General features: G+C 55.1%; 18 protein-coding genes and 1 pseudogene. 8 read left to right on the forward strand and 11 right to left on the reverse strand.

The features are described from left to right. Window positions 1-96: 96 nt before the first annotated feature. Window positions 97-1,141: pseudogene (locus tag IEX01_RS12615) on the reverse strand (IS3 family transposase). A gap of 35 nt (window positions 1,142-1,176) precedes the next feature. Here IEX01_RS12615 and IEX01_RS12620 point away from each other — a divergent pair. Continuing rightward, window positions 1,177-1,524 carry a helix-turn-helix domain-containing protein gene (locus tag IEX01_RS12620; RefSeq protein ID WP_188723974.1) on the forward strand — a complete coding sequence of 116 codons (348 nt, stop codon included), beginning with the start codon at window positions 1,177-1,179 and terminating at the stop codon, window positions 1,522-1,524. A gap of 11 nt (window positions 1,525-1,535) precedes the next feature. Here IEX01_RS12620 and IEX01_RS12625 read toward each other — a convergent pair whose 3' ends face one another. Both IEX01_RS12625 and IEX01_RS12630 read right to left on the reverse strand, forming a co-directional pair. Continuing rightward, window positions 1,536-1,808 (reverse strand): hypothetical protein, encoded by a 273-nt coding sequence (locus IEX01_RS12625; RefSeq protein WP_024556544.1) that lies wholly within the window; start codon window positions 1,806-1,808, stop codon window positions 1,536-1,538. Then, the gene (locus IEX01_RS12630; RefSeq protein ID WP_024556543.1) at window positions 1,805-2,749 is read right to left on the reverse strand and encodes a hypothetical protein; all 945 of its coding nucleotides are present in this window, start codon (window positions 2,747-2,749) and stop codon (window positions 1,805-1,807) included. The genes IEX01_RS12625 and IEX01_RS12630 overlap by 4 nt, the downstream gene beginning before the upstream one ends. Window positions 2,750-3,630: 881 nt before the next feature. Between IEX01_RS12630 and IEX01_RS12635 the strand changes: the two genes are divergently transcribed. From IEX01_RS12635 to IEX01_RS12650, 4 genes are all read left to right on the forward strand, one after another. Beyond that, on the forward strand, window positions 3,631-4,809 hold the full coding sequence (locus tag IEX01_RS12635) for a M20 aminoacylase family protein (RefSeq protein WP_188723975.1): 1,179 nt from the start codon (window positions 3,631-3,633) through the stop codon (window positions 4,807-4,809). A 14-nt stretch (window positions 4,810-4,823) separates the two neighbouring features. Beyond that, on the forward strand, window positions 4,824-5,600 hold the full coding sequence (locus tag IEX01_RS12640; protein ID WP_024559729.1) for an ABC transporter substrate-binding protein: 777 nt from the start codon (window positions 4,824-4,826) through the stop codon (window positions 5,598-5,600). Between the two features lie 108 nt (window positions 5,601-5,708). Continuing rightward, a complete protein-coding gene (locus IEX01_RS12645) occupies window positions 5,709-6,746 on the forward strand; it encodes a hypothetical protein (RefSeq protein ID WP_188723976.1) in 1,038 nt (345 codons plus the stop codon). A gap of 610 nt (window positions 6,747-7,356) precedes the next feature. Then, window positions 7,357-8,268, forward strand: a complete 912-nt coding sequence (locus IEX01_RS12650) for a restriction endonuclease (RefSeq protein WP_188723977.1) — start codon at window positions 7,357-7,359, stop codon at window positions 8,266-8,268. Window positions 8,269-8,332: 64 nt separating this feature from the next. Here the strand turns inward: IEX01_RS12650 and IEX01_RS12655 are convergent, their stop codons facing one another. The 8 genes from IEX01_RS12655 to symE all read right to left on the reverse strand — a co-directional run bounded on the left by IEX01_RS12655 (window position 8,333) and on the right by symE (window position 17,841). Then, a complete protein-coding gene (locus IEX01_RS12655; protein WP_024556538.1) occupies window positions 8,333-9,286 on the reverse strand; it encodes an ABC transporter permease in 954 nt (317 codons plus the stop codon). Next, window positions 9,283-10,254 (reverse strand): ABC transporter permease, encoded by a 972-nt coding sequence (locus IEX01_RS12660; protein WP_188723978.1) that lies wholly within the window; start codon window positions 10,252-10,254, stop codon window positions 9,283-9,285. Before IEX01_RS12660 ends, IEX01_RS12655 begins: the two co-directional genes overlap by 4 nt. Then, complete coding sequence (locus IEX01_RS12665) at window positions 10,247-11,731, reverse strand: sugar ABC transporter ATP-binding protein (protein ID WP_188723979.1); 1,485 nt, start codon at window positions 11,729-11,731, stop codon at window positions 10,247-10,249. Before IEX01_RS12665 ends, IEX01_RS12660 begins: the two co-directional genes overlap by 8 nt. A 48-nt stretch (window positions 11,732-11,779) precedes the next feature. Then, entirely contained in the window at window positions 11,780-12,775 is a 996-nt protein-coding gene (locus IEX01_RS12670; RefSeq protein ID WP_024556535.1) for an autoinducer 2 ABC transporter substrate-binding protein, read from the reverse strand. Window positions 12,776-13,127: 352 nt separating this feature from the next. Continuing rightward, entirely contained in the window at window positions 13,128-14,408 is a 1,281-nt protein-coding gene (locus IEX01_RS12675) for a DUF445 domain-containing protein (protein WP_024556534.1), read from the reverse strand. 220 nt (window positions 14,409-14,628) lie between these two features. Beyond that, window positions 14,629-16,422: a DUF262 domain-containing protein gene (locus IEX01_RS12680; protein WP_188723980.1), complete on the reverse strand. Its 1,794-nt coding sequence runs from the start codon at window positions 16,420-16,422 to the stop codon at window positions 14,629-14,631. A gap of 142 nt (window positions 16,423-16,564) precedes the next feature. Continuing rightward, window positions 16,565-17,365, reverse strand: coding sequence for a hypothetical protein (locus IEX01_RS12685; RefSeq protein WP_024556533.1), 801 nt, complete (start codon window positions 17,363-17,365; stop codon window positions 16,565-16,567). A 131-nt stretch (window positions 17,366-17,496) separates the two neighbouring features. Further along, window positions 17,497-17,841 (reverse strand): endoribonuclease SymE, encoded by a 345-nt coding sequence (gene symE, locus IEX01_RS12690; protein ID WP_029697670.1) that lies wholly within the window; start codon window positions 17,839-17,841, stop codon window positions 17,497-17,499. Window positions 17,842-18,251: 410 nt separating this feature from the next. Between symE and IEX01_RS12695 the strand changes: the two genes are divergently transcribed. The 3 genes from IEX01_RS12695 to IEX01_RS12705 all read left to right on the forward strand — a co-directional run bounded on the left by IEX01_RS12695 (window position 18,252) and on the right by IEX01_RS12705 (window position 21,294). Next, complete coding sequence (locus IEX01_RS12695; protein ID WP_188723981.1) at window positions 18,252-19,118, forward strand: MurR/RpiR family transcriptional regulator; 867 nt, start codon at window positions 18,252-18,254, stop codon at window positions 19,116-19,118. A gap of 14 nt (window positions 19,119-19,132) precedes the next feature. Next, window positions 19,133-19,717 carry a D-alanyl-D-alanine dipeptidase gene (ddpX, locus tag IEX01_RS12700; RefSeq protein ID WP_024559735.1) on the forward strand — a complete coding sequence of 195 codons (585 nt, stop codon included), beginning with the start codon at window positions 19,133-19,135 and terminating at the stop codon, window positions 19,715-19,717. Between the two features lie 116 nt (window positions 19,718-19,833). Then, complete coding sequence (locus tag IEX01_RS12705; RefSeq protein WP_229701854.1) at window positions 19,834-21,294, forward strand: ABC transporter substrate-binding protein; 1,461 nt, start codon at window positions 19,834-19,836, stop codon at window positions 21,292-21,294. Window positions 21,295-21,314 lie beyond the last annotated feature (20 nt).

Here is a 21,314-nt window from a genome sequence, read left to right on the forward strand (position 1 = left end):
TACAGATATAAGATCATAAAATTAAAAGATGAGAAGCAAAGGGAGGGGGCCTGTCAGGCATTTGTCATGTGTTGCCAGTCTGTAAATAGACCCGTTTCAATTCCATGCATTTTTTGAGATGCCGGCCAAATAATGGTGCTGCCGGTATTCCTTCAGTGTCATATTGTTCAGTGATTCATGCGGGCGTTCACAGTTATATTCTGACAACCATTTTCCCGTCATTTCCCGCACTTCATTCAGCGTTCTGCGTCGGCTTCCCTGGCTGGATAAACTCCAGTTTTACTGTATGTTTCTCTGCCCATTCAGTCAGCGCCAGAAAGATAAATTCTGGACCATTATCCATGCGCAGCATGATCTGATAGCCGCGGTTTGCCGCGATTCTGTCGAGTACACGGACCACTCGCGGAACTGGCAGATTGAGATCGATTTCAATCGACAACGCCACGCGGTTAGAGTCATCAACGACATTGAACGTGCGAAAACGACGACTACAGGCCAGAGTATCATGCATAAAATTGACAGACCAACTCTGGTTCAGCGCTTCCGGCGTGGCCAGTGGTGAGGGATTTCTCACCGGCAACCGTTGTTTGCTCCTTACGGCGAAAATTCAGCTTCAGCAGACAGTAAATACGGTGGGCCTTTTGTGATTCCACGAATATTCCTGCCGTCGCACAACCTAAAAAGTTTCGGAAAACCGTACCGTGGGTATCGTTCAGCCACCGCCTGCAGGGCGGCAATAACAGGTTCATCACGCGTGGTAGCTGGGCGGTAATGGTAAACTGTTCTGCTCAGATTCAGACTGCGACAGGCCTGACGGATACTGAAACCGAATATCGTTATCAGATGAGTGATCAGCTCACGCTTAACGCCTGGTTTTAAAGCTTTTTTCGATAACGTCTTTCAGATCCCGATTCTCAAGGCTCAGGTCGGCAAACCTCTGTTTGAGGCGCTGGCTCTCATCCTCAAAATCCTTGATCTTTTTAATATCAAAGGTTTCCATGCCGCTGTATCTGGACTTCCAGTTATAGCAGGTGGCTTCAGAGATACCGGCCTCCCGGCAAAAATCTTTAACAGTTCATCCGACTTCAACCGACTTAATCATGGCGATGATCTGATGCTCAGTAAAACGGGCTTTACGCATAGCGATCTCATTCGTTGGCAGATTGATTATGCCGGATGATCTCTATATGTGGATGGCGCGAATATGCAGGATACTTACAGACTAGTCACCCTCAAATTTTTTGTCTGCGTCTGAAATCGGCACGTGAGGCGAAAGGGCTATCTCAAAAGAAACTCGGCATACTCGCCGGGATAGATGAGTTCGTCGCGAGTACACGTATAAACCGTTACGAGAAAGGTGTGCATCAGGCGAGTATTGAAGTTGCACAACAGCTAGCGGACGTTCTGAATGTTCCGCTTGCCTACTTTTATACTGAAGATGATGAGCTGGCCACGCTACTGCTTCACTGGAAACAGCTCGATCAGCAAACAAAAGACGCTATCTTCAAGCTCATTGTTCGCTAAATTAATGAGCACTAAGATTTAACGCGCTGTATTTCATGTTGCCTTGACCCTACGGCTATGCATTTTCCTTCAACCATACTGATGTAATAGTAAGAAGGCTCAGGCATTTCTTCTATCATCCAGGGAAGCTCTGTTGAGTAAGCAATAGCTGACGTGGCAATCATCCATACCGGTTCGCCTTCTAACGTTATGGCTGTGGCTTCATGGAAATGCTCATCCCATCCTCTGCCACTCGTTTCCGCCCAAGATTTGGCTATGGCTAAGGCCTGTTGTTTCGTAATCATCTCTGCACCCCATACCACACGTTATACATCAATCCACCGACAACAACCGGCCCAAGAAGAATGCCAGCCGCTTCATGCCTCAACAAGGAAAAGGTAATCTCGTAAGTATTGCCCAGGGGAAATTTAAAGCCTTCAATAATATATTGAGCGCTCATACCTCTTGCGCGCATTAAACCAACCGTTTCTGCAAAAGCTTCCTCAAGGTAACGGAGCAGGTAAGACTTGTTGTATCCACTCTGTTTCAGGAATACGCGCAATTCACGTAACAAATAGAATTTTGGCGCTAGGGCCATATGTACCTGCTCATGATAAAGCGTGGTAAGCATCTTCAGATAAGCTTCATCTTTCGGCATAGCAGCAGGGTAGTAATTACGTCCGACAACCGCATCACCCCAGGGCTTAGTTGCCCCCTGATTGACATCTTTGCGCTTGCTTATTTTTATCGTTGGGGTATATCGCCACCCTCCATTTTTCGGCAGGTTCATACGAGCCGCGATTGATTTACTGTAAGTAGGCATGGACACGCCTCGAAAAGGCTTCTTAAACGTGTCGTTTGGTTTCTTTTTAAGCAAAAGCGCGAGAAAAGTATTAACACCAATAAGCGTAATGGCTTCAGCAAGTTCACTGGCCGCAATATCGAGTTCTGCCTCTGTATGCGCTTCATTCGTTTTGATGGCAAAGCTGTAGAGTTTTTGTCCTGCTTGCAGAGCTATTCCTCCCGTTGCCGCCCAGCCCACTATAAGCAAAATGAGATCAGCGATTTCGCCGATGCCAAAGAAATGGGCTCCTGCCCAAATAGTAATAACTGAAGCCATAACAGCCAGCGATTGCGGGGAGATAATAGCCAGTAGCTGCTGCCCAATGTCGGCTGGCAGTAAAGCTGCTGTTTTAGTGAGAACAACCCGAAGCCGTGCCTGTAAATCTAAATTTTGTACATCCATATAAATACCTTCCTGAAAGCCCTGAGAGCTCGAACCTTAAAAGGGATTAGTTTAGGTTAATTCTTTTGCAAGCCTTTTTCCAGACCTCTTCAATTACGCTTTTATGTAACCAGAATTACTAAGCTTTAAATTTTAACGCATACCTTAATAATTGATCCTGTATCCTCTTAATAACCTTTTCCATCGCCCACTATCCGGAACCCCGATATCACCAAAGCCGAAGCCGTCCGCACGCTAATAAAAAAGCACCTGTCGAAAATGGAGGGGAACGCGCCGCTTAGCACCAGAAAAATCGCCGTGTTGGCGAAGGAAGCTGAAGAGTATTTCGAATCGCTGGTAGTGGATTTAACCGGGTTTACCTTCTTTACCTGTTTCCCGGATGAGGGCTCGGGTTCCTGCCGAACGCTATCGCGCCAGCCTGTATAAAACTGAATCATCACGAAGGCGCGTTATCCACTCTGCAATTACTGATTGAGCTCACAGAAGCCGGACGCAGGCTATTTGATTAACAAGGTTTACCTGTGCAGCATTAACTTTTACGCAGCGTTATTATTCCATTGTGATATCATTCGCCTTCAGCTGTTTATGCATTTTCCACGCCAGGAAACACCGCCTGCCCATGCCTCTGAAACAACGTCGAATTTGCATCAGGTCAGCCGTTACCTCTGCAAAATTTCACACGCAAAGAATAAACAAAATAAACACAACGTAAATTAAGGAGGAAGTAAAAAATTATTTAAAATGCACGTTATGCACTTTTAACTGCATCATTAATAATCCCGATAATTTACCGCCTCGTCATAAGAAATCCTGCTTGCATAAATAACCGATAAAGATAATTTACCTGTTGCGCTAAAAAATAAATCCAGCCGGAGACCTGCATGACTGATTTCGTTATTCCAGAAATAAAAGCGTCTGAAGATGAAATGATTGCCATCCGTCATCATCTGCACGCTCACCCAGAATTAAGTCTGGAAGAGTTTCACACCAGCGAACTGGTCGCCGGTAAGCTTGAAGAGTGGGGCTATAACGTGACGCGCGGCCTTGGCAAAACGGGCGTCGTCGGCTCGCTCAGCAAAGGCGCGGGCGGCAAGTCCATCGGTCTGCGGGCGGATATGGACGCGCTGCCGATATTCGAATCCACCAACCTGCCGTGGGCCAGCACGTCGCCTGGCAAAATGCACGCCTGCGGCCACGACGGCCACACCACCATCCTGCTGGCTGCCGCCAAATACATCGCGTCGCCCGCCTGTCAGTTTAACGGCACCGTGCACCTTATCTTCCAGCCTGCGGAAGAGGCCATCGGCGGGGCGGATCTCATGATCAAAGACGGCCTGTTCGAGCGCTTCCCGTGCGACTGCGTCTTCGGCCTGCACAATATGCCCGGCCTGCCAGTCGGCAAGTTCGGCTTCTATGCCGGCAACTTTATGGCTTCGGCGGATACGGTGAAGCTCACCGTGAACGGCTACGGCGGCCACGGCGCGCACCCGGACCGCACGGTAGACCCGATAGTCACCGGCGCGGCCATCATCATGGCGCTGCAAAGCATCGTCTCGCGCAACGTCACGCCGGGCGAGACGGCCATCGTCACCGTCGGCACCTTCCAGTCCGGCATCGCCTCGAACGTCATCCCGGAAAGCGCGGTCATGGAGCTCACCGTGCGCGCCATGAAGCCAGACGTGCGCAACCTGCTCATCAAACGCATCCAGGAAATCGCCGAGCTCACCGCCAAAAGCTATGGCGCGACGTGTGATGTGGAAGTGTACGACTCCTACCCGGTGCTGATTAACCGCGATGAAGAGACGGCGTACGCCCGCGCGCTGGCGGTGGAGGTGTTCGGCGCCGACGCGGTGCTGGATGAAATCCACCCCTCCACGGGAAGTGAAGATTTTGCCTTCATGCTGGAAAAACGCCCCGGCACTTATTTTCTGCTGGGCAATGGCGAAAAAGGGGAGAAGGGCGGCTGCATGGTCCACAACCCGGGCTACGACTTTAACGATGAAATCATCTCTACCGGCGCCTCCTTTTTCTCGCGCCTGGTTGAATCTTACTGCCGCTAATACAGGATGTTGCTATGAAAACGTTTATGCTGCCGCTGCTCGCGCTGTTAATCAGCGCGCCCACGCTTGCGAACAATATTAAAGAGATTCGTTTTGGGGTGGACCCAACCTTCGCGCCGTTTGAATCGAAAGATATCGACGGCAAGGTAATTGGTTTCGATGTCGATTTAGGCAACGCCATTTGCCAGAAGCTGCAGGCGAAATGCGTCTGGGTGGAAAATAACTTCGACGGTATTATTCCGGCGCTCAAGGCGCGTAAGTTCGACGCCATTCTCTCCGGCATGTACGTCACCGATAAGCGCAAAGAGCAAATTGATTTCTCCAACAAGCTTTATAACGGCCCGGTATTTTTAGTGGCGCGCAAGGGCGCGTTTACCGCGCCGGATGTGAAAGTATTGAAAGGCAAAACCATCGGCGTGGAGCAGGGTTCCGCCCAGGAAACCTATGCCAATAAATACTGGCGCAACGCGGGCGTGAACGTGGTGGCCTACCAGGGCGCAGACCGCGTGATTCAGGACCTGGAGTCCGGGCGTATCGACGGCGCCGTGCTCTCGGGCGTGATGGCGGAATACAGCTTCCTGAAAAAGCCGCAGGGGAAAGATTACGCATTCGTGGGCGGCGCGCTGCAGGATAACGACCTGTTCGGCGCGGGCGCGGCGATTGGCCTGCGTAAAGACGACGCCGCGCTTCGCGAGGCGATTAACGGCGCCATTGCCGAGATCCTGGCGGACGGCACTTATAAAAAGCTGGCCTCGCAATATTTCAGCTTCGATATTTATTCCGGCGCGTAATGACATCAGGCGGCCTTACGGGCCGCTTATTCCCCTCCCTGAATTGATGAATGTCGCTCTCCCTCCGCTTGCTTTACACTTCCCGTAACTGAATAAAAGGAATAATAGATGGCGGGTTACTGGAAAAATCTTCTCGACAGAGACAACAGCTGGCAGGGGCTGGAATTTACGATTCAGGATAACCCCGCCACGGGGCTCGCCATGGAGATGCTGAGCGGCCACTATGGTCGGATGGCGCTCACCGCCCACGGCACGCCGCTGTTCTGGGCCTCGGTGCTGGAAGACCACTCCGGCGTCTGGCTGGTGTTCAATAGTAATAACCCGTGCGCGCAGGCGCTGCTGCCGCCCGTGACGTCGGCGGATGTCGAAGCCGTCAAAAAAGCGGGGCAGGAGGCCTGGCTTGCGCAGTGGTGCCGCTACTTCACACAGCGCCTGATAGACTCCCCCGCCGCGCTGCTGCCCGCCCGGCGCTGGCTGCTGCGTCCGATGACGCAGGTGAAGCCCACCGCGCCTTATGTGGTGAACACCGCTTTGCCGCTGGCGCAGTGGCGTTTTAACTCGCCCGCCAGCAGCCAGCACATCTGGTGCGACTGGACGCTCTACGGCGAAGATTTTCCGGACCTGACCAAACCTGAAAAGGTGAAGCTGGTAGACTGGTGGTGGGGCGGCAACCTGCTGCTGGGGCGCTACGCCATTACGCCTGAAGCGGGGCGGCTGAAGTGGTGGCGCAAGAAGTGCCGCGAAGGGACGCTGCCGCCGGTGCTGGTCTGGTATATCGCGGGCCTCGCGTCGTTCGTGGTGCTGGACGGCCATTACCGCTTGCAGGCGGCGATAGAAGAGGGCATCCCGCCCGATTTCCTGGTGCTGAGCGAACTGGGCGAGCACAACTACCCGCTCGACCCGGAGCACGAGGCGCGCATCCTGCGCTCGCTCGAGATGCAGCAGCGTAAAAACCCGCAGTACAACGTCGACGGCATCAACCAGACGCTGATGAACCTCTACGACAACCGCTACTTCTACGCCCCCACCCACAGCCGCGCCATTTTAGGCAACGGCGAAGCCTGGGCGCGGGAAGTGACCGCCTACCTGCAAAAGCACAATCTTGCGGATGACTATCTGGAGAAGATCTTAACGCGTCAGGAATAAGCAAAAGCCAGCATCGCTGGCTTTTGATGGTGGGCGTACGCTACGCCGCTGGACAGATACGATGGAAAATTGCGGAACTGATAAATGTTCCCGCGAACGGTGAGATGGATCGCGCCGTCGCTTATTTTAATTTTCGTGTTCGGGTCGTCTATAACAGAAAAGGCTCCCAGATCCACTTCAGTTATACAGAGCGTTGCCAGCTTATTCACCGGCAGGGTTCTGACTATTCGTTATTCCACCGAAGCAGTAAGAAAGCGGTAACAAAAAAACCAGCACCTTGAAAGACAGGTTAACTTCATAGTCAATGTTAAAAGCCTGAGCGAATCGCATCGTCGCGCCTTTTTATCTGCCTGAATTAAACGCGCTTAGTTTCCTGCAAAAAGCGAAATTGTCTGAGCCAGAAAAGGCGGGCGGCTTAACTTTCAAAATAATAACTACGCAGGCATCTAACACATCATTGTAAAAAAGAGCCTGCTACAGATAATGACCAATGCGATATTAGCCAGTAAAGTATTAATCTATAAGATATTGTTGAATATTAACGCGTGGTATAATCAAGAGCCATACGGACGGTAAATGGTCAACAACCAAACATATTCAGGGACATATTATGACGGTGCCGACATACGACAAATTTATTGAGCCAGTTTTACGATATCTCGCAGACAAACCCGATGGCGTACCTGCACGCGACGCTCACGAAGCGGCAGCGGATACATTACTTCTTGATGAAAATCAGCGTTCGGAAGTTATCGCCAGCGGTCAGCTTGTTTATAAAAACCGAGCAGGCTGGGCGCATGACCGTCTTAAGCGCGCAGGGTTGTCGCAAAGCTTATCCAGAGGAAAATGGTGTTTGACGCCGGAAGGGTTTAATTGGGTTAATGCGCATCCTCAGCCTCTGACAGAGGAAGAAGTTAACCATCTGGCTTTTGATTTTATGAACGTCAAATTAAAACAGCCTGATGCAGTTGATCTCGATCCGAAACCTGCGCCGCTTGCTCAGGAGGATCTTGCCAAAAGCAGTCCGGACGATCGGTTGGATCAAGCTTTAAAAGAGTTGCGTGATGCCGTTGCTGATGAGCTTTTAGAAAATCTGTTGCAGGTTACGCCCGCGCGCTTTGAAGTTATCGTTCTGGATGTCCTTCATCGGCTGGGTTATGGCGGTCATCGCGACGACCTGCAGCGTGTGGGTGGATCGGGGGATGGCGGTATTGACGGCATTATTTCCCTCGACAAACTGGGGCTGGAAAAAGTTTATGTACAGGCTAAACGTTGGCAGAACACCGTCGGCCGTCCTGAGCTGCAGGCTTTTTACGGCGCGCTGGCGGGGCAAAAAGCTAAGCGAGGCGTTTTTATCACGACCTCGGGTTTTACCGCTCAGGCTCGCGACTTCGCGCATTCAGTAGAAGGTGTGGTGCTGGTAGATGGAGAGCGGCTGGTTCATCTTATGATTGAAAACGAAGTAGGCGTATCGTCGCGTCTACTTCGTGTTCCAAAATTGGATATCGATTATTTTGAATGAGCCTCTTCAGTAACTTCTTTCGAAAATAAACCGGGCACGTTCCATCCTGCCCGGATCTTTTACCTTAAACCCGCTCCAGCCCCAGCATCCCTCTCGCCTGGATAAAGCAGAGCAGCAGTATCCCCCACAATGCCATGGTCAGGTACGGGCTGATGCCGAGGATGTTGAAACCGCTCTCAATGGTTTGCAGCAGAAACAGCGCCAGCACCATGCCGACGATGCGCCCGGTGCCGCCATCCGGGTTCACCCCGCCAAGCACCGCGGCGAGAATCGAAACCAGCAGGTAAGATTCGCCATACGACGCTTTCGCGGAGTTAAGCTTCGACATCATCAGAAACGCCGCCACGCAGCAGAGCAGGGCGGAGATGACGTAAACCCAAATCAGCACGCGGCGGGTGTTAATGCCCGAGTACCAGGTGGCGCGCTCGTTGGCGCCAATCAGGTAGATGGCGCGCCCGAGCGGGCTTTTCTCAAGGAGCACCCACAGCCCCAGCGCCACTACTGCGAACAGCCACATCGGCAGCGGGATGCCGAACCACTGCGCGCCGTTCAGCCACAGCACCCAGTCGGGGTAGTTGGCGATGGCGCTGCCGCCGGTTATCAGGATATTCACCCCCTTCAGCAGCGTCATCATCCCAAGCGTCGCCAGAATCGGCGATACGCGAATGCCAGCAATCAACACGCCGTTGCAAAGCCCAATGATCACCGCCGCGCCGGCGCCCGCCAGCAGCGTGGCGATGGCGGTGCCAACGCCCGGCGGATAGCTGGTGGCGACCCACGCCATCACCAGCGAGCAGGCGTTGGCCGTGGCGATAATCGACAGGTTAATGCCGCCGCACAGCATGGTCACCGCCATCGCCAGCGCCAGAATGCCCAGCACCGGCATCTGCGAGGCGATAGACTGAAAGTTGCTGGCGGACCAGAAAACATCCGGCATGGTGATGCTGAAGGCAATCACCACCAGCACCAGCAGGCCAATCAGGTAAGTTTCAACGTTATTACGCCACGATCGCTTCATAACAGGCTCCGGTTCTGATGCTGGCTCCATGCGGTGGCGCTGATGCTAAAGACGATGATCGCGCCGGTAATCAGCGTCTGCCAGTAGGAAGAGACGCCAAGCAGGTTGAGGCCGTTCTGCATCACGGCGAGCAGCACCACCCCCAGCAGCGTGCCGGTGAGGGTGCCGCGCCCGCCAATCAGGCTGGTGCCGCCGAGCACCACCGCCGCCAGCACCGTCAGCTCGTAGCCGAGCAGCGAATCGGGCGCCACGGTCATCACCGTCCACGATTGCACCACCCCCGCCGCGCCAGACATTAGCCCCATGTAGCCGTAAACGAAGAGCTGCAGCTTCAGCACGCTAAAGCCGATGCGGCTCGCGGACTCCCGGTTGCCGCCCATGGCGTAAATCTGGCGGCCCACGGCGGTGAAGTTCATGATAAAGGCGGTCAGCACCACCACCGCAATCATGGCGATAAGCGGCAACCCCAGCCCGTAGTCGTAGCCGTCCGCGTCGGTGAACTTAAACAGCATGATCCCCTGCTCAAACCAGGGCGGGAAATCATACAGCCACACCCCTTTGCTGAACCACAGCAGCAGCCCGTAAAAGATGTTCAGCGTCGAGATGGTGATGATGATGGAAGGCACCCGCAGGCGGTTCACCAGCAGCGCGTTGATAAGCCCGAGCAGCACGCCAATGCCGCCCGCTATCACAAACGCCACGGCGAAGTTGCCGCCAATCTTCTGCAACAGCAGCACCATGCCGTACTGGGCGATGATGGTCATGGCGGGGAAGGAGATGTCGATGCCGCCGGAAATGAGCACCACAAACAGCCCGCACGCCAGGATGGTCAGCATCGCGTAGTTGTTAACCAGATCATAAAGGTTGCCGAAGGTCAGAAACTCATCGGTGCGCCAGGCGAGCGCGGCGAACAGGATGACGATAAGCAACGCCAGCCAGACTTCATGCCTTTTTCTCAGTTCAGCCATTCACCACCCCGGCAATCTGCTCCTGTGAACTCTGGTCCGGCAGGAAGCTGTGGGTAATACGCCCCTTCTGCATCACCAGAATGCGGTGGCTCTGATACCACGCCTCGTCAATCTCATCGCAAATCATCAGCACCGCGATGCCGTGCGAGGCCAGGTCACTGATGATGTGATAAATCCCCGCCTTGTTGGCGATATCCACCCCCACGGTGGGGCTGTCGAGAATAAGCAGTTTCGGCGTGATGGCGAGCCATTTGGCGATGGAAACGCGCTGGGCGTTGCCGCCGGAAAGGGTGTTGACGGGCAGCCCGGTGTCCGACGTTTTGATGGTCAGCGCCTTCACCAGCCTGTCCACCAGTGCGCGGGTTCTGGACTCGCTGATAAGCCCGAACGCCCCCTTCACCTGGTGAAACACGGTGCTGATGACGTTGTTCTCAATCGACTGGCTCATCACCAGCCCGCGCGACATGCGGTCTTCCGACACGTAGCCGATGCCGTGGCGGATGGCGTCCTGGTTGTTGTGAAAGCGCACCGGGTGGCCGTTAATCAGGATCTCGCCGCTGTCGGGCTTCGTCATGCCGAACAGGCTCAGGCAAAGCTCGGTGCGCCCCGCGCCCAGCAGCCCGACGATGGAAACCACTTCCCCCGCCTCGACCTTCAGCGACACATCCTCATACTCGCCGCGGCGGCTTAAGTTGCGCACCTCCAGCACCGGCGTGCTCTGCGCGCCCTGGCGCAACTCGCGCACCTGGTACTCGAACTCCATGCCGGTCATCAGGAAGCCCAGGCGTTTGGTGGTGATTTCGCTTGCCTGCCAGGTGCCGACCAGGTTGCCGTCTTTCAGCACCGAGATGCGATCTGACACCGCCATCACCTCTTCAAGGCGATGGCTGACGAACACCACGCAGATGCCGCGCTCGCGAAGCTGGCGCACCACGTGCAGCAAGCCTTCCACCTCCTGGTGGGTGAGCGAGGCGGTGGGCTCGTCCATGATGATAAGCCGTGCGTCCTGCGCCAGCGCCCGGCAGATGGCGACCAGCTGACAGCGGGCGATGGACAACGACTCCACCGGCGCATCCAGCGGCAGATGCACATTGATGCTCGCCATCGCCTCTTGCGCCGTCTGGCGAAGCTGGCGGCGCTTCACCAGCACGCCGTGGTGATAATGGTTAATGGCGATGTTTTCCCAGACGCTTAAGTTCGGGAACAGCGATAAGTCCTGGTAAATCACCTGAATGCCCTGCGCGACAGAGGCCGCCGGGTGCAGGCGCGGCCAGCTTTTGCCGCCAAGCGTTATCTGCGCGCCGTTATCCGGCTGGTAAACGCCGGAGATAATCTTAATCAGCGTCGATTTTCCGCAGCCGTTCTGCCCCGCCAGGCAATGCACCTCGCCCGGCATAAAGTCGAGCGAGACATCATTAAGGGCGCGGGTGCCGTGAAAGGTTTTGCTGACGTGACGAAGGGAAAGGAAAGGTTCCATGGCATCCCCTGGTGTTAGCGCGGGGCGGTCGCCCGCCCCGAAAATGGATTAATAGAGTGAATCAATATTATCTTTGTTAACCAGCAGCACCTTGTGGAAGCGAATGATGCGCTTGTCGGTATCCACGTCCGCTTTGCCGAGGTTTTTCAGCTCAAAGCCGGGCTTGATCTCTTCGCCTTTAAACAGCGTGCTGGCCACGGCGGTGAGCGCGTAGCCCGCGGTCGCCGGGTCGTACGTAATGCCTTCGGTGATGTCGCCGCTCTTGATTAACGACGCCGCCTGCGACGGGATCATCATGCCGTAAACCGCCACTTTGTTTTTGGCGCGCTTCTCTTTCACGGCGCGGCCGGCGCCAATCGGGCCGTTAGAGCCGAAGGAGACCACGGCTTTCAGGTCCGGGTAGGTTTTCATCATGTCGAGGGTGGTGCGGCGCGAGTCGTCCACGCTTTCCGCCACCGGCATGCGTTTGGTGACTTCGTGCATCTCCGGGTATTTTTCTTTCTGGTATTTCACCAGCAGGTCGGCCCACAGGTTGTGCTGCGGCACCGTCAGGCTGCCGACGTAAATCACATAGCCGCCTTTGCCGCCCATGCGCTTCGCCATGTGTTCCACATACTCGGCGGCGAACTTCTCGTTATCGATGATTTCCACATCCCAGTTGGCGCTCGGCTGGCCGGGAGATTCATTAGTCAGCACCACGATGCCCGCATCCCGCGCTTTCTTAAAGACCGGTTCGAGCACGTTGGCGTCGTTCGGCACGATGGTGATAGCGTTGACCTTGCGGGCAATCAGGTCTTCGATAATTTTCACCTGCTGCGGGGCGTCGGTACTGGCGGGGCCAACCTGCGAGGCGTTGACGTTAAACTCTTTGCCCGCTTCAACCACGCCTTCGCCCATGCGGTTAAACCAGGGCATGCCGTCCACTTTGGAGATATTCACCACCGTTTTTTGCGCCGCGTTTTCCGCTGCATAAAGAGGCGCAGAGGCAAACGCAATGCCGAGTAATAAAGAGGAAACCGTGTTCACAACCAAACGTTTATTCATGGCGTTGCCTCGTGATTTATCAGGGAGCAGAGGTGCGGGGGGAAATAACGTCCCGCTTCCAGGGGTATCTATAAGATTTTTTTAATGAATATATTTGAGAGTAAACAGGCCGCTATAACAGAGATAGTTAATAAGCTGCTACAGATATGGATAAAAAACCTGTTTTCCCCGTTTGTGACTGGATTCACACGGGGTTGTGCAACGGCTTATCGATAAGACATGAAAATGCATGGTGGCATTTTTTATAAAATGGATTACGCCGCAAAAATAAAGGCGAAAAGGATTTACTTAATTCCTTTTCGCCTCGCGTAATGCAGTCAGGAAAATAAAACGGCGCAGGGTCACGCTATTTTTACATGCCCGCCATGCGCAGCAGCAGCGGTATTTGCGACAGCAGATAAAGCATCAGCCCTATCGCGCCGCCAACCAGCGTGCCGTTGATGCGGATAAACTGGAGATCTTTGCCAATATTCAGCTCGATTTGCTGCGACATATCCCGCGCATCCCAGCTTTTTACCGTGTCGCTGATATGGCGCGTGAGGAACGCGGCGAATTCCGGTGCGACGTTGGTGGCGGCCCGCTCAAGGTGTTCGTTCAGCGAAGCGCGAAGCGTGGCGTCGTTCACCAGCGTTTCGCCGAACCACTGGCCAGCGTCGGCGATGCGCTGGCGGGTGCGCGAATCTTCGCTGTGCATATCCGCCCTCAGCCAGTTTCGCAGGTCCCCCCACAGTTCGCCCAGATAACGGTTAAACGCCTCGTCTTCTTTCAGGTAGCTTTTAATGCTTTCCGCGCGCGCCGCCATCTCCGGGTCGCTTTTCAGTTTGTTGATAAACTTCAGGGTGGCGCGGTCAAACGCCTGGCGCAGCTGGTGGGCCTGATCCTGGCTGATGTCGTCGAGCATGGAGTTTACCGCGCTCGATACCAGTTCGGCGCTGTGCTCGCCCAGCCACTCGGTAGGCAGAATTTTGGATTTACGCGGATGCTCGGTCTTAAGCCAGTGCACAATCTGGCGGGCGATAAATTCACGCGAGCTCTCTTTCTGAATCAGCTTGATGAGTTGCGCGATGATTGCATCCAGCAGCACCTGGTGACGGTTATTCTTCGTCAGGCTCTCCAGCACCAGCGCGCTCGAGTGGGTGAGATCCACTTTATCAATCGCCTTGTGCACCGCCCGACGCAACAACCCCTGGATGCGGCTGTCGTCAGTCAGCTCAAGAAAGCCGCTCATCACCTGCAACAGCTGCTGCCCCACTCGCCGGGCGTTATCCGGCTGGCTGAGCCAGGCGCCGATAATGTTCGCCGGCTCGTGGCGGCGGATAAGGGCTATCAGCGACTGGGTATCGAGAAACTTCTCCTGCACGAAGCGCCCGAGGTTGTCGCCAATGCGGTCTTTATTGCGTGGGATGATAGCGGTATGGCGAGAGATAAACGGCAGCGGCACGCGGCGAAACAGCGCCACCACCGCGAACCAGTCCGCCAGCGCGCCGACCATCGCCGCTTCTGAAATCGCCTTCAGGCCGCTCACCCAGAAGTTTGGCGGCAGAAAGAGGGTCGTGATAAAGGTCGCTATCGCGACCAGCAGCAGCGAAAGCGCCAGGCGCTTGGTTCGTTTGAGTTCAGCTAATTTTTCCATGGGGTAAGCATAGAGGCGAAGGGGGGGATGGTGCAAAGGGGGAAATGTACGGCTACCCCGGCAGACCGGTTTTGCCAGAGCGCAAAGTAAAGCAAAACCCCCTCTCGTTCAGGTTGGGCAATGAGCGCATAGAGAAAAACAGCAGTGAACCAGAAGGATATACAGCAGCCCGGCATGAGTAATTTGCCGGGCCGGTCTTCACTTGCAGGAAAAACCACTTCTACGCTGGGTTAGACGCCTTGCCCATCGCTTTTTCAATCAGGGCTAATAGCGCTTTCTGGCGCAGTTCATAAAAGGTGATGAAATCATCTTCACGCAATGGGGCAACCGGCATGTGATGGCTTGCCAGCAGCTTATCCATAGAGGCATCGTCCAGTTGAACTTGCGGGTGGGATTGCAGCGCCGCCAGATAAACCGAAGGAGCCGAGCCGCCAATCATTCTGTTCGCTTTATAAGAGATCGGCGTTTTGTTGATGATCGAATCGTACAGGCGTCGTGTAATGCCGTTTTTCTCGCACCAGTCTTTAGGAAAAATATGATGAATATCTAATGCGACTTCATCCGCTTCAAGATTGCGGATCTGCGATTTCCAGAAAAGATCGTGCGCGCCTTCTCTTAAGACAAGAACATTAATCCCTTTATAAGCCGCGCTTAAGCGAGAGGTAAGAGAACTGAGGCGATCGATCTGGAATGTGGCATCATTAATGGTACGAGGCACATCTCCTGCGTGTTCAATCCAGCCCAGTAATTCTTCAACATCGTTAGCCATACGGCTTTCAACCGCGCCGCCGTAAAGCTCGCCTAAAACACCGCACCAGTACCAGCGCGCCAGCTTCTGGTAAATTTGTGGTTCGCGCCACCGTTCGTTATCGCCCATGACCGCCAGCACGGCCGCAAGAGGCGCCAGCTGTGTGCGGTAAGGCAAGTCCCGTTGTGATGTAAAACACTCCTGGCGCAGAAACTTGGCTGCCCGCAGGAACCCTTGCTCAACAGTATCCGTCCATTTCAGATACGCTGAAAGCGGCAACTCCAGTACGGAGGCGCGCTTGGCGCTTACGGGAGACACTTGTTTACCCGTTTTGCCTGCTGCCAGATCGGCTCTTCTTTTTTCCAGCGTGTGGAGCATGGTTATGGCCTGGAGAAAGTCGGTATTCTCCACGCCGCGCAGGAGCGGCTCAACGGCAAGCCGTTGCCGGCGGGATGAAACGTTGCGTAGTTCGCTACCGTACCAGTCATCGCGCAAGTTATAGCCATCGGCAGCGTAGCTTGCCGTCACCAGTTCAAAGACGGAAAGCGGTACGCCGCCAGTATTCACTTTTTCGAATACCAGACACACCGCTTCTTTGCTGGTCTCTTTTTTCAGCACGATCAGCGGGATTTGGTAATCGTTGAAAGCGTCCAGCACCTGCGATTTAAACTCAAAGAATTGCGGTACAGCAGCGCTATTCATTTGATACAAATCCTGTAGCCATCCCATAGCTTCCAGAATTTCCGCGCAAGGGAAATAAAGCTGCTGGCATTCCAGCTCTCGCGTGGAAAGATCGAGAACAATGTTGCGGCCAAAATCGCTGCGGATCTGGCGGCTGCCGTCAGTCGCTATCAGGGCGTCATCCAGTCTGTCCGGCCCCGCCAGCGCCGTTGGAATATGAATGTAATAATAGCGGTCGACCGGTTTTCCTTTTTCCGTTGTGGTTTTTACCGGGCCTGAAAGCTTCAAAACTTGCGTCAGGGTGGTTAAGCGCTGTTGTCCGTCCAGAATCAGTTTTTCCGGAGCAGCAAGCCCTTGCGGCGGAACATTTTCTACGGGGCGGACCTGAAAACGCACCTCGCCGCCGGTTTCGAGCAACATTACCGCCCCGACAGGAAACGAGCGGCCAAGGCTTACCAGCAGGCTGCGGACATGTTCGTCATCCCACACCCAACCGCGTTGAAAGTCGGGTAACTGTATTTTGCCGCTCACAATCTCTTTAAGAAGATCTTTCAGCGGGAGCTTAGTGCTATCGAAAGTCGACATAGGAACGTCCTTGCTGCGTGTTTAAATTTACAGGGAACTCTTGTTATTGATCTCAGATGCTAAACAGCACATCCGGATTAAACCATTAGCTGTAATAAGTTTTTTGAGCCTTTAAATATAACGGCAATGCTACCGGTTCTTCTTACGGTCTTCCTGCAAAAAACGCCGGGTCGATATGTTGTTCCTGCAACCACGGGTGGGCGCGAAGATAGCCATAGATCTCTTCCTCTGTAGTGAGGAGAGGGTAGCCGTATATTGCATCGAGCTGGCTTAGCGTGACGTGCAGCAGCGGGTTACGGCAATATCGCTGAATAGACGCATGCTGTTCGCGGTTCTCTTTTTGCAACTGCGCTATCAGCCAGAGAGTAGGACGCCACCAGTCATAAGCGAAATCGACATGTTTTATGACCTCTTTCGCCGCCTCTTTGTGGGAAAGCATGGCGAAAAAGTTAAGCGCATCGTCGAGCTTCAGCCGGGCGGCGCGGTCATAGTCGATGATCTCTTCGCGGCTTTTAGTCGCCAGCTCCGGTTTAAATGCCCTGTAATGCGCCAGCACCGAATCCGGAAACGGTTTGCGTTCAATCGGGAAAAGTCGGCTGGTAAGAAAACGCGCATACTGGCTGTCTTTCACCGCCAATAGCAGACAGAAAAAAGCATTGTCTTTTGTTTTTTGAAAATCGCTGGCGGTATAAAGCGTAAAAAGCTCTAGAATGGAGCGTTCCACCAACTCTTTAGAGGCGCGTCGGGATTCAGCCGTCTGGTAATAGAGAGAGCCAATCACCCCGGTAAAGGCAAGCGCCGTAAAGAGCACGTTAAACATATTAAAGAGGGTATTTGTGGGTTCGCTGACATCCGACATCGCAATATAACGAGAGAGGATGTAAACCAGCAGCCAGATAACAACAATGGCTACGGTAGGCAAAAGAACATAGCGTTTTTTCATTCGGGCATTCCCTTAACGGCGCGGCGTGCCGGACTTTGCAGCCCGGCTAAAAGCGTCATCTTAGAGAATTCGCTTTAGGTTTAATACGCCATATTCTGGCAGGGCACGACCTGTAAAACGCGCTTCCGCGTTTATTTCCTCGCCGCGCTTCCCGTCACCACGCTGATAAACTCCTGCACCTGCTTTTGCTTACGCGCCGAAAGCTTGCATACCTTGCGCAGCGCTTTCATCAGCTCCGGCTCTTCCGGCTCCCGCGCGGCGGGACGGGCGGTGATGACAAGGCAGCCCGCCATAACGCGAATATCCGCTTCGGCGCCGGTGGGAAATCCGGCGGCTTCGAGCCATTTGCCTTTGAGGTTCAGCGCCGGAACAGGCACGTGGTCGCTGTGGCGGGTGGCGTAGCTCACTTTAATCCGATGCAGCGAAGCCTCTTCCACGCCCGGCTCTGACGTTATGTTATTCCCATCCACTGACATCATCCTTTCCCTCCTGAAGCGGTTTGCGGTACGGGTAAGCTGCAAAACGAGCTGCGGCTTACCCTTAAAATACTGTGATTATATACAGTTAAATTTAACGGACTATTTATATAATCCGAAACAACGCTTACAGCGCGTCCGTTTTGCCGCCTTCATCACTTCTTCTTGCTTCGCCCGGGCCTGAACCGTGACCCCGCCGACGAAACCTGCGCCTTGCCGTTTATCTGCACCAAAACTGCACTATGCTGCACAATTGTTGATCTTTTGTTAACCAGAAGTATTTCTTATGACCCTGCCAGCCCGCTGCAGCGCGCCGTTTTTGCCTTCGGCGTAAACCTGGCACACGCCGTGCATTGTTAGTCATGTAACAGCGTGACGAGCGATGACAGCGAAATAACATCGAGGCGGTAATGGCGAGCAAACCCGAACTGATTGCCCGAATCGAAGCGACATTCAGCCAGCAAACCCCCAGCGGCAAACGCGTGGCGGGGTGGCTGCTCAACCACGCGGCGCAAATCCCGTTTGAAACGGCAGACAGCATTGCGCGCGCCACCGGCACCAGCGGCATTACCGTCGGGCGCTATTTGCGCAAGCTCGGCTACCGCAATCTGGAAGATGTGAAAAGCAGCCTGCGCGAGCAGCCGCAGGCGCCCTATCAGCCGTGGGGCATCAACGAGCGGCTCGACTCCTGGCAGCAGCAGCGCGGACTGCCGGACCGCGCTCGCCAGTCGCTGGCGCTGGAACTCGACGCCATCAATCACGTTTACCAGCTGGCGCAGGGCGAGGCGTTTCGCCGCGTGGCGGGGCGGCTCGCCAGTGCTGATGCGGTTTTTATTCTTGGCATTCAGTCCACGCGCGGCATCGCCAACGCCTTCTTTAGCCATCTGGAATACCTGCGCCCCCGCGTGAGCTACGCCGAAGGGCTTTCCGGCAGCTGGCTTGAGTCGCTGAACTCCGAATACGCCCGCCCCTATGTGGTGGTAACGGACACCCGCGCTTACTCAACCGTGGCTCGCCAGTATTGTCGGGTAGCGAGCAGCCGCGGCATCGGGATTGCGCTGGTCACCGATCTCTGGTGCCCCTGGGCGCGGGATTTTGAGCTCGATCTGCTGCAGGTCAAAACCGACACCGGCCATTTCTGGGATTCCCTCGCGCCGGTGAGCTGTCTTTTCAACCTGCTGCTCTCCGCCGTGGTGGATGAGCTGGGCGAGCGGCTGGCGGGCCGTCTTGCGGCGAACCGCCAGCTGCAGCAGGAATTTGGTCAATTTGAACGCTAAACAGGACAGGTGCTATGACTCAGCCATATGAACTGGTCGAACTGGACGCCGTTTTCCCGACGCTCTGTATCGACCTGAAATACGCCAGCGCAGATAACATCACCGGCGCGCCAATCTATCGCGAAGCCCGCTGTTTGCTGCATCCGGACGCCGCGCAGGCGCTTTCAAAAAGCATCCACATCGCCGCGCTGGCGGGGCTGCGGCTGATGGTCTACGACGCGTATCGCCCGCAGCAGGCGCAGGCGCTGCTCTGGCAGGCCTGCCCGAACCCGGAATATGTCGTCGCGGTGGATATCGGCTCCAACCACAGCCGGGGCACCGCGATAGACCTTACGCTGATGGACGAGCAGGGCCGCATTCTCGATATGGGCGCGGGCTTTGACGAAATGCACGACCGCTCGCACGCGTACCACCCCTCCGTGCCGCCCGCCGCCCAGCGCAACCGCCTGCTGCTGAACGCCATCATGTACGGCGGCGGCTTTGTCGGCATCGAAAGCGAATGGTGGCACTTTGAGCTGCCCAACGCCGCCAGTTATCCACTGCTGAACGACCTGTTCGGCTGCTATGCGCCAAAAACCATAACGACACTTCCCCTTTGATCCGGAGCTTTGTGATGAAGACAACACACACCTGCGTTTCGCTGTTACGTCCGGCCCTGATTGCCGCCGCTATCGCCCTCTGCCTGCCCGCAGCCCAGGCGGCGGTGCCGAAAGATATGCTGGTTATCGGCAAAGCGGCGGACCCGCAAACCCTCGACCCGGCGGTCACCATCGACAACAACGACTGGACGATTACCTATCCCGCCTACCAGCGTCTGGTGCAGTACAAAACCGACGGGGGCAAAGGGTCGACAGAGGTGACAGGGGACCTGGCGGAAAGCTGGCAGGCTTCGGAAGACCAGAAAACCTGGACTTTTACGCTTAACAAAAACGCGAAGTTCGCCGACGGTTCGCCGGTGACGGCTGATGCGGTGAAACAGTCATTCGAGCGGCTGCTGAAAATCAACCAGGGGCCGTCAGAGGCGTTTCCCAAAGACCTGAAAGTGGACGCGGTGGATGAACACACCGTGAAGTTCACGCTGGCGACGCCATTTGCGCCGTTTCTCTACACGCTGGCCAACGACGGCGCCTCCATCATCAACCCGGCGGTATTAAAAGCGCACGCGGCGGACGACGCCCGCGGCTTTTTAGCGGAGAACACCGCCGGCTCCGGGCCATTTATGCTGAAAAGCTGGCAGAAAGGGCAGCAGCTGGTGCTGGTGCCGAACCCGCACTACGCCGGGCCGAAGCCCAACTTTAAGCGCGTTTCGGTGAAGATTATCGGCGAGAGCGCCTCGCGTCGCCTGCAGCTTTCCCGCGGCGATATTGATATCGCGGATTCTCTGCCAACAGATCAGCTCACCGCGCTGAAGCAGGAGGGCAAGGTCGCGGTGGCGGAGTTCCCGGCGCTGCGCGTGACCTATCTCTATCTCAACAACAGCAAAGCGCCGCTGAACCAGGCGGATTTGCGCCGCGCTATCTCCTGGTCCACCGACTATCAGGGGATGGTGAAAGGCATCCTGAGCGGCAACGGCAAGCAGATGCGCGGGCCTATCCCGGAAGGGATGTGGGGCTATGACGCTGGGGCGATGCAGTACACGTTCGATGAAGCGAAGGCGAAAGCGGCCTTCGAGAAAGTGGCGGATAAGCCGAAAACCTTAAGCTTCCTCTACTCCGACAACGACCCGAACTGGGAACCTATCGCGCTCTCCACCCAGGCGAGCCTCAGCAAGCTTGGCATTAACGTGAAGCTTGAGAAGCTCGCCAACGCCACCATGCGCGACCGCGTCGGCAAGGGCGACTACGACATCGCCATCGGCAACTGGAGCCCGGACTTCGCCGACCCGTACATGTTTATGAACTACTGGTTCGAGTCGGATAAAAAAGGTCTGCCGGGCAACCGCTCGTTCTATGAAAACCCGCAGGTGGACAAGCTGCTGCAACAGGCGCTCGCCACCACTGACCAGGCGGCGCGCACGAAGGATTACCAAGCGGCGCAGAAAACCGTTATCGACGAGGCGGCCTATGTCTATCTGTTCCAGAAAAACTACCAGCTGGCGATGAACAAAGAGGTGAAGGGCTTCGTCTTCAACCCGATGCTGGAGCAGGTCTTCAATGTCGCCACCATGAGCAAGTAAGCACTGAAACGCGGGGCCGA

The sequence above is a fragment of the Franconibacter daqui genome (genome assembly GCF_014644275.1).
Classification (GTDB): domain Bacteria; phylum Pseudomonadota; class Gammaproteobacteria; order Enterobacterales; family Enterobacteriaceae; genus Franconibacter; species Franconibacter pulveris.

Excerpts from the sequence above, each read along its gene's own strand:
- IEX01_RS12620 (WP_188723974.1), top strand. The coding sequence starts at position 1,177 with ATGATCTCTATATGTGGATGGCGCGAATATGCAGGATACTTACAGACT.
- IEX01_RS12625 (WP_024556544.1), bottom strand. The coding sequence starts at position 1,808 with ATGATTACGAAACAACAGGCCTTAGCCATAGCCAAATCTTGGGCGGAA.
- IEX01_RS12630 (WP_024556543.1), bottom strand. The coding sequence starts at position 2,749 with ATGGATGTACAAAATTTAGATTTACAGGCACGGCTTCGGGTTGTTCTC.
- IEX01_RS12635 (WP_188723975.1), top strand. The coding sequence starts at position 3,631 with ATGACTGATTTCGTTATTCCAGAAATAAAAGCGTCTGAAGATGAAATG.
- IEX01_RS12640 (WP_024559729.1), top strand. The coding sequence starts at position 4,824 with ATGAAAACGTTTATGCTGCCGCTGCTCGCGCTGTTAATCAGCGCGCCC.
- IEX01_RS12645 (WP_188723976.1), top strand. The coding sequence starts at position 5,709 with ATGGCGGGTTACTGGAAAAATCTTCTCGACAGAGACAACAGCTGGCAG.
- IEX01_RS12650 (WP_188723977.1), top strand. The coding sequence starts at position 7,357 with ATGACGGTGCCGACATACGACAAATTTATTGAGCCAGTTTTACGATAT.
- IEX01_RS12655 (WP_024556538.1), bottom strand. The coding sequence starts at position 9,286 with ATGAAGCGATCGTGGCGTAATAACGTTGAAACTTACCTGATTGGCCTG.
- IEX01_RS12660 (WP_188723978.1), bottom strand. The coding sequence starts at position 10,254 with ATGGCTGAACTGAGAAAAAGGCATGAAGTCTGGCTGGCGTTGCTTATC.
- IEX01_RS12665 (WP_188723979.1), bottom strand. The coding sequence starts at position 11,731 with ATGGAACCTTTCCTTTCCCTTCGTCACGTCAGCAAAACCTTTCACGGC.
- IEX01_RS12670 (WP_024556535.1), bottom strand. The coding sequence starts at position 12,775 with ATGAATAAACGTTTGGTTGTGAACACGGTTTCCTCTTTATTACTCGGC.
- IEX01_RS12675 (WP_024556534.1), bottom strand. The coding sequence starts at position 14,408 with ATGGAAAAATTAGCTGAACTCAAACGAACCAAGCGCCTGGCGCTTTCG.
- IEX01_RS12680 (WP_188723980.1), bottom strand. The coding sequence starts at position 16,422 with ATGTCGACTTTCGATAGCACTAAGCTCCCGCTGAAAGATCTTCTTAAA.
- IEX01_RS12685 (WP_024556533.1), bottom strand. The coding sequence starts at position 17,365 with ATGAAAAAACGCTATGTTCTTTTGCCTACCGTAGCCATTGTTGTTATC.
- symE (WP_029697670.1), bottom strand. The coding sequence starts at position 17,841 with ATGTCAGTGGATGGGAATAACATAACGTCAGAGCCGGGCGTGGAAGAG.
- IEX01_RS12695 (WP_188723981.1), top strand. The coding sequence starts at position 18,252 with ATGGCGAGCAAACCCGAACTGATTGCCCGAATCGAAGCGACATTCAGC.
- ddpX (WP_024559735.1), top strand. The coding sequence starts at position 19,133 with ATGACTCAGCCATATGAACTGGTCGAACTGGACGCCGTTTTCCCGACG.
- IEX01_RS12705 (WP_229701854.1), top strand. The coding sequence starts at position 19,834 with ATGCTGGTTATCGGCAAAGCGGCGGACCCGCAAACCCTCGACCCGGCG.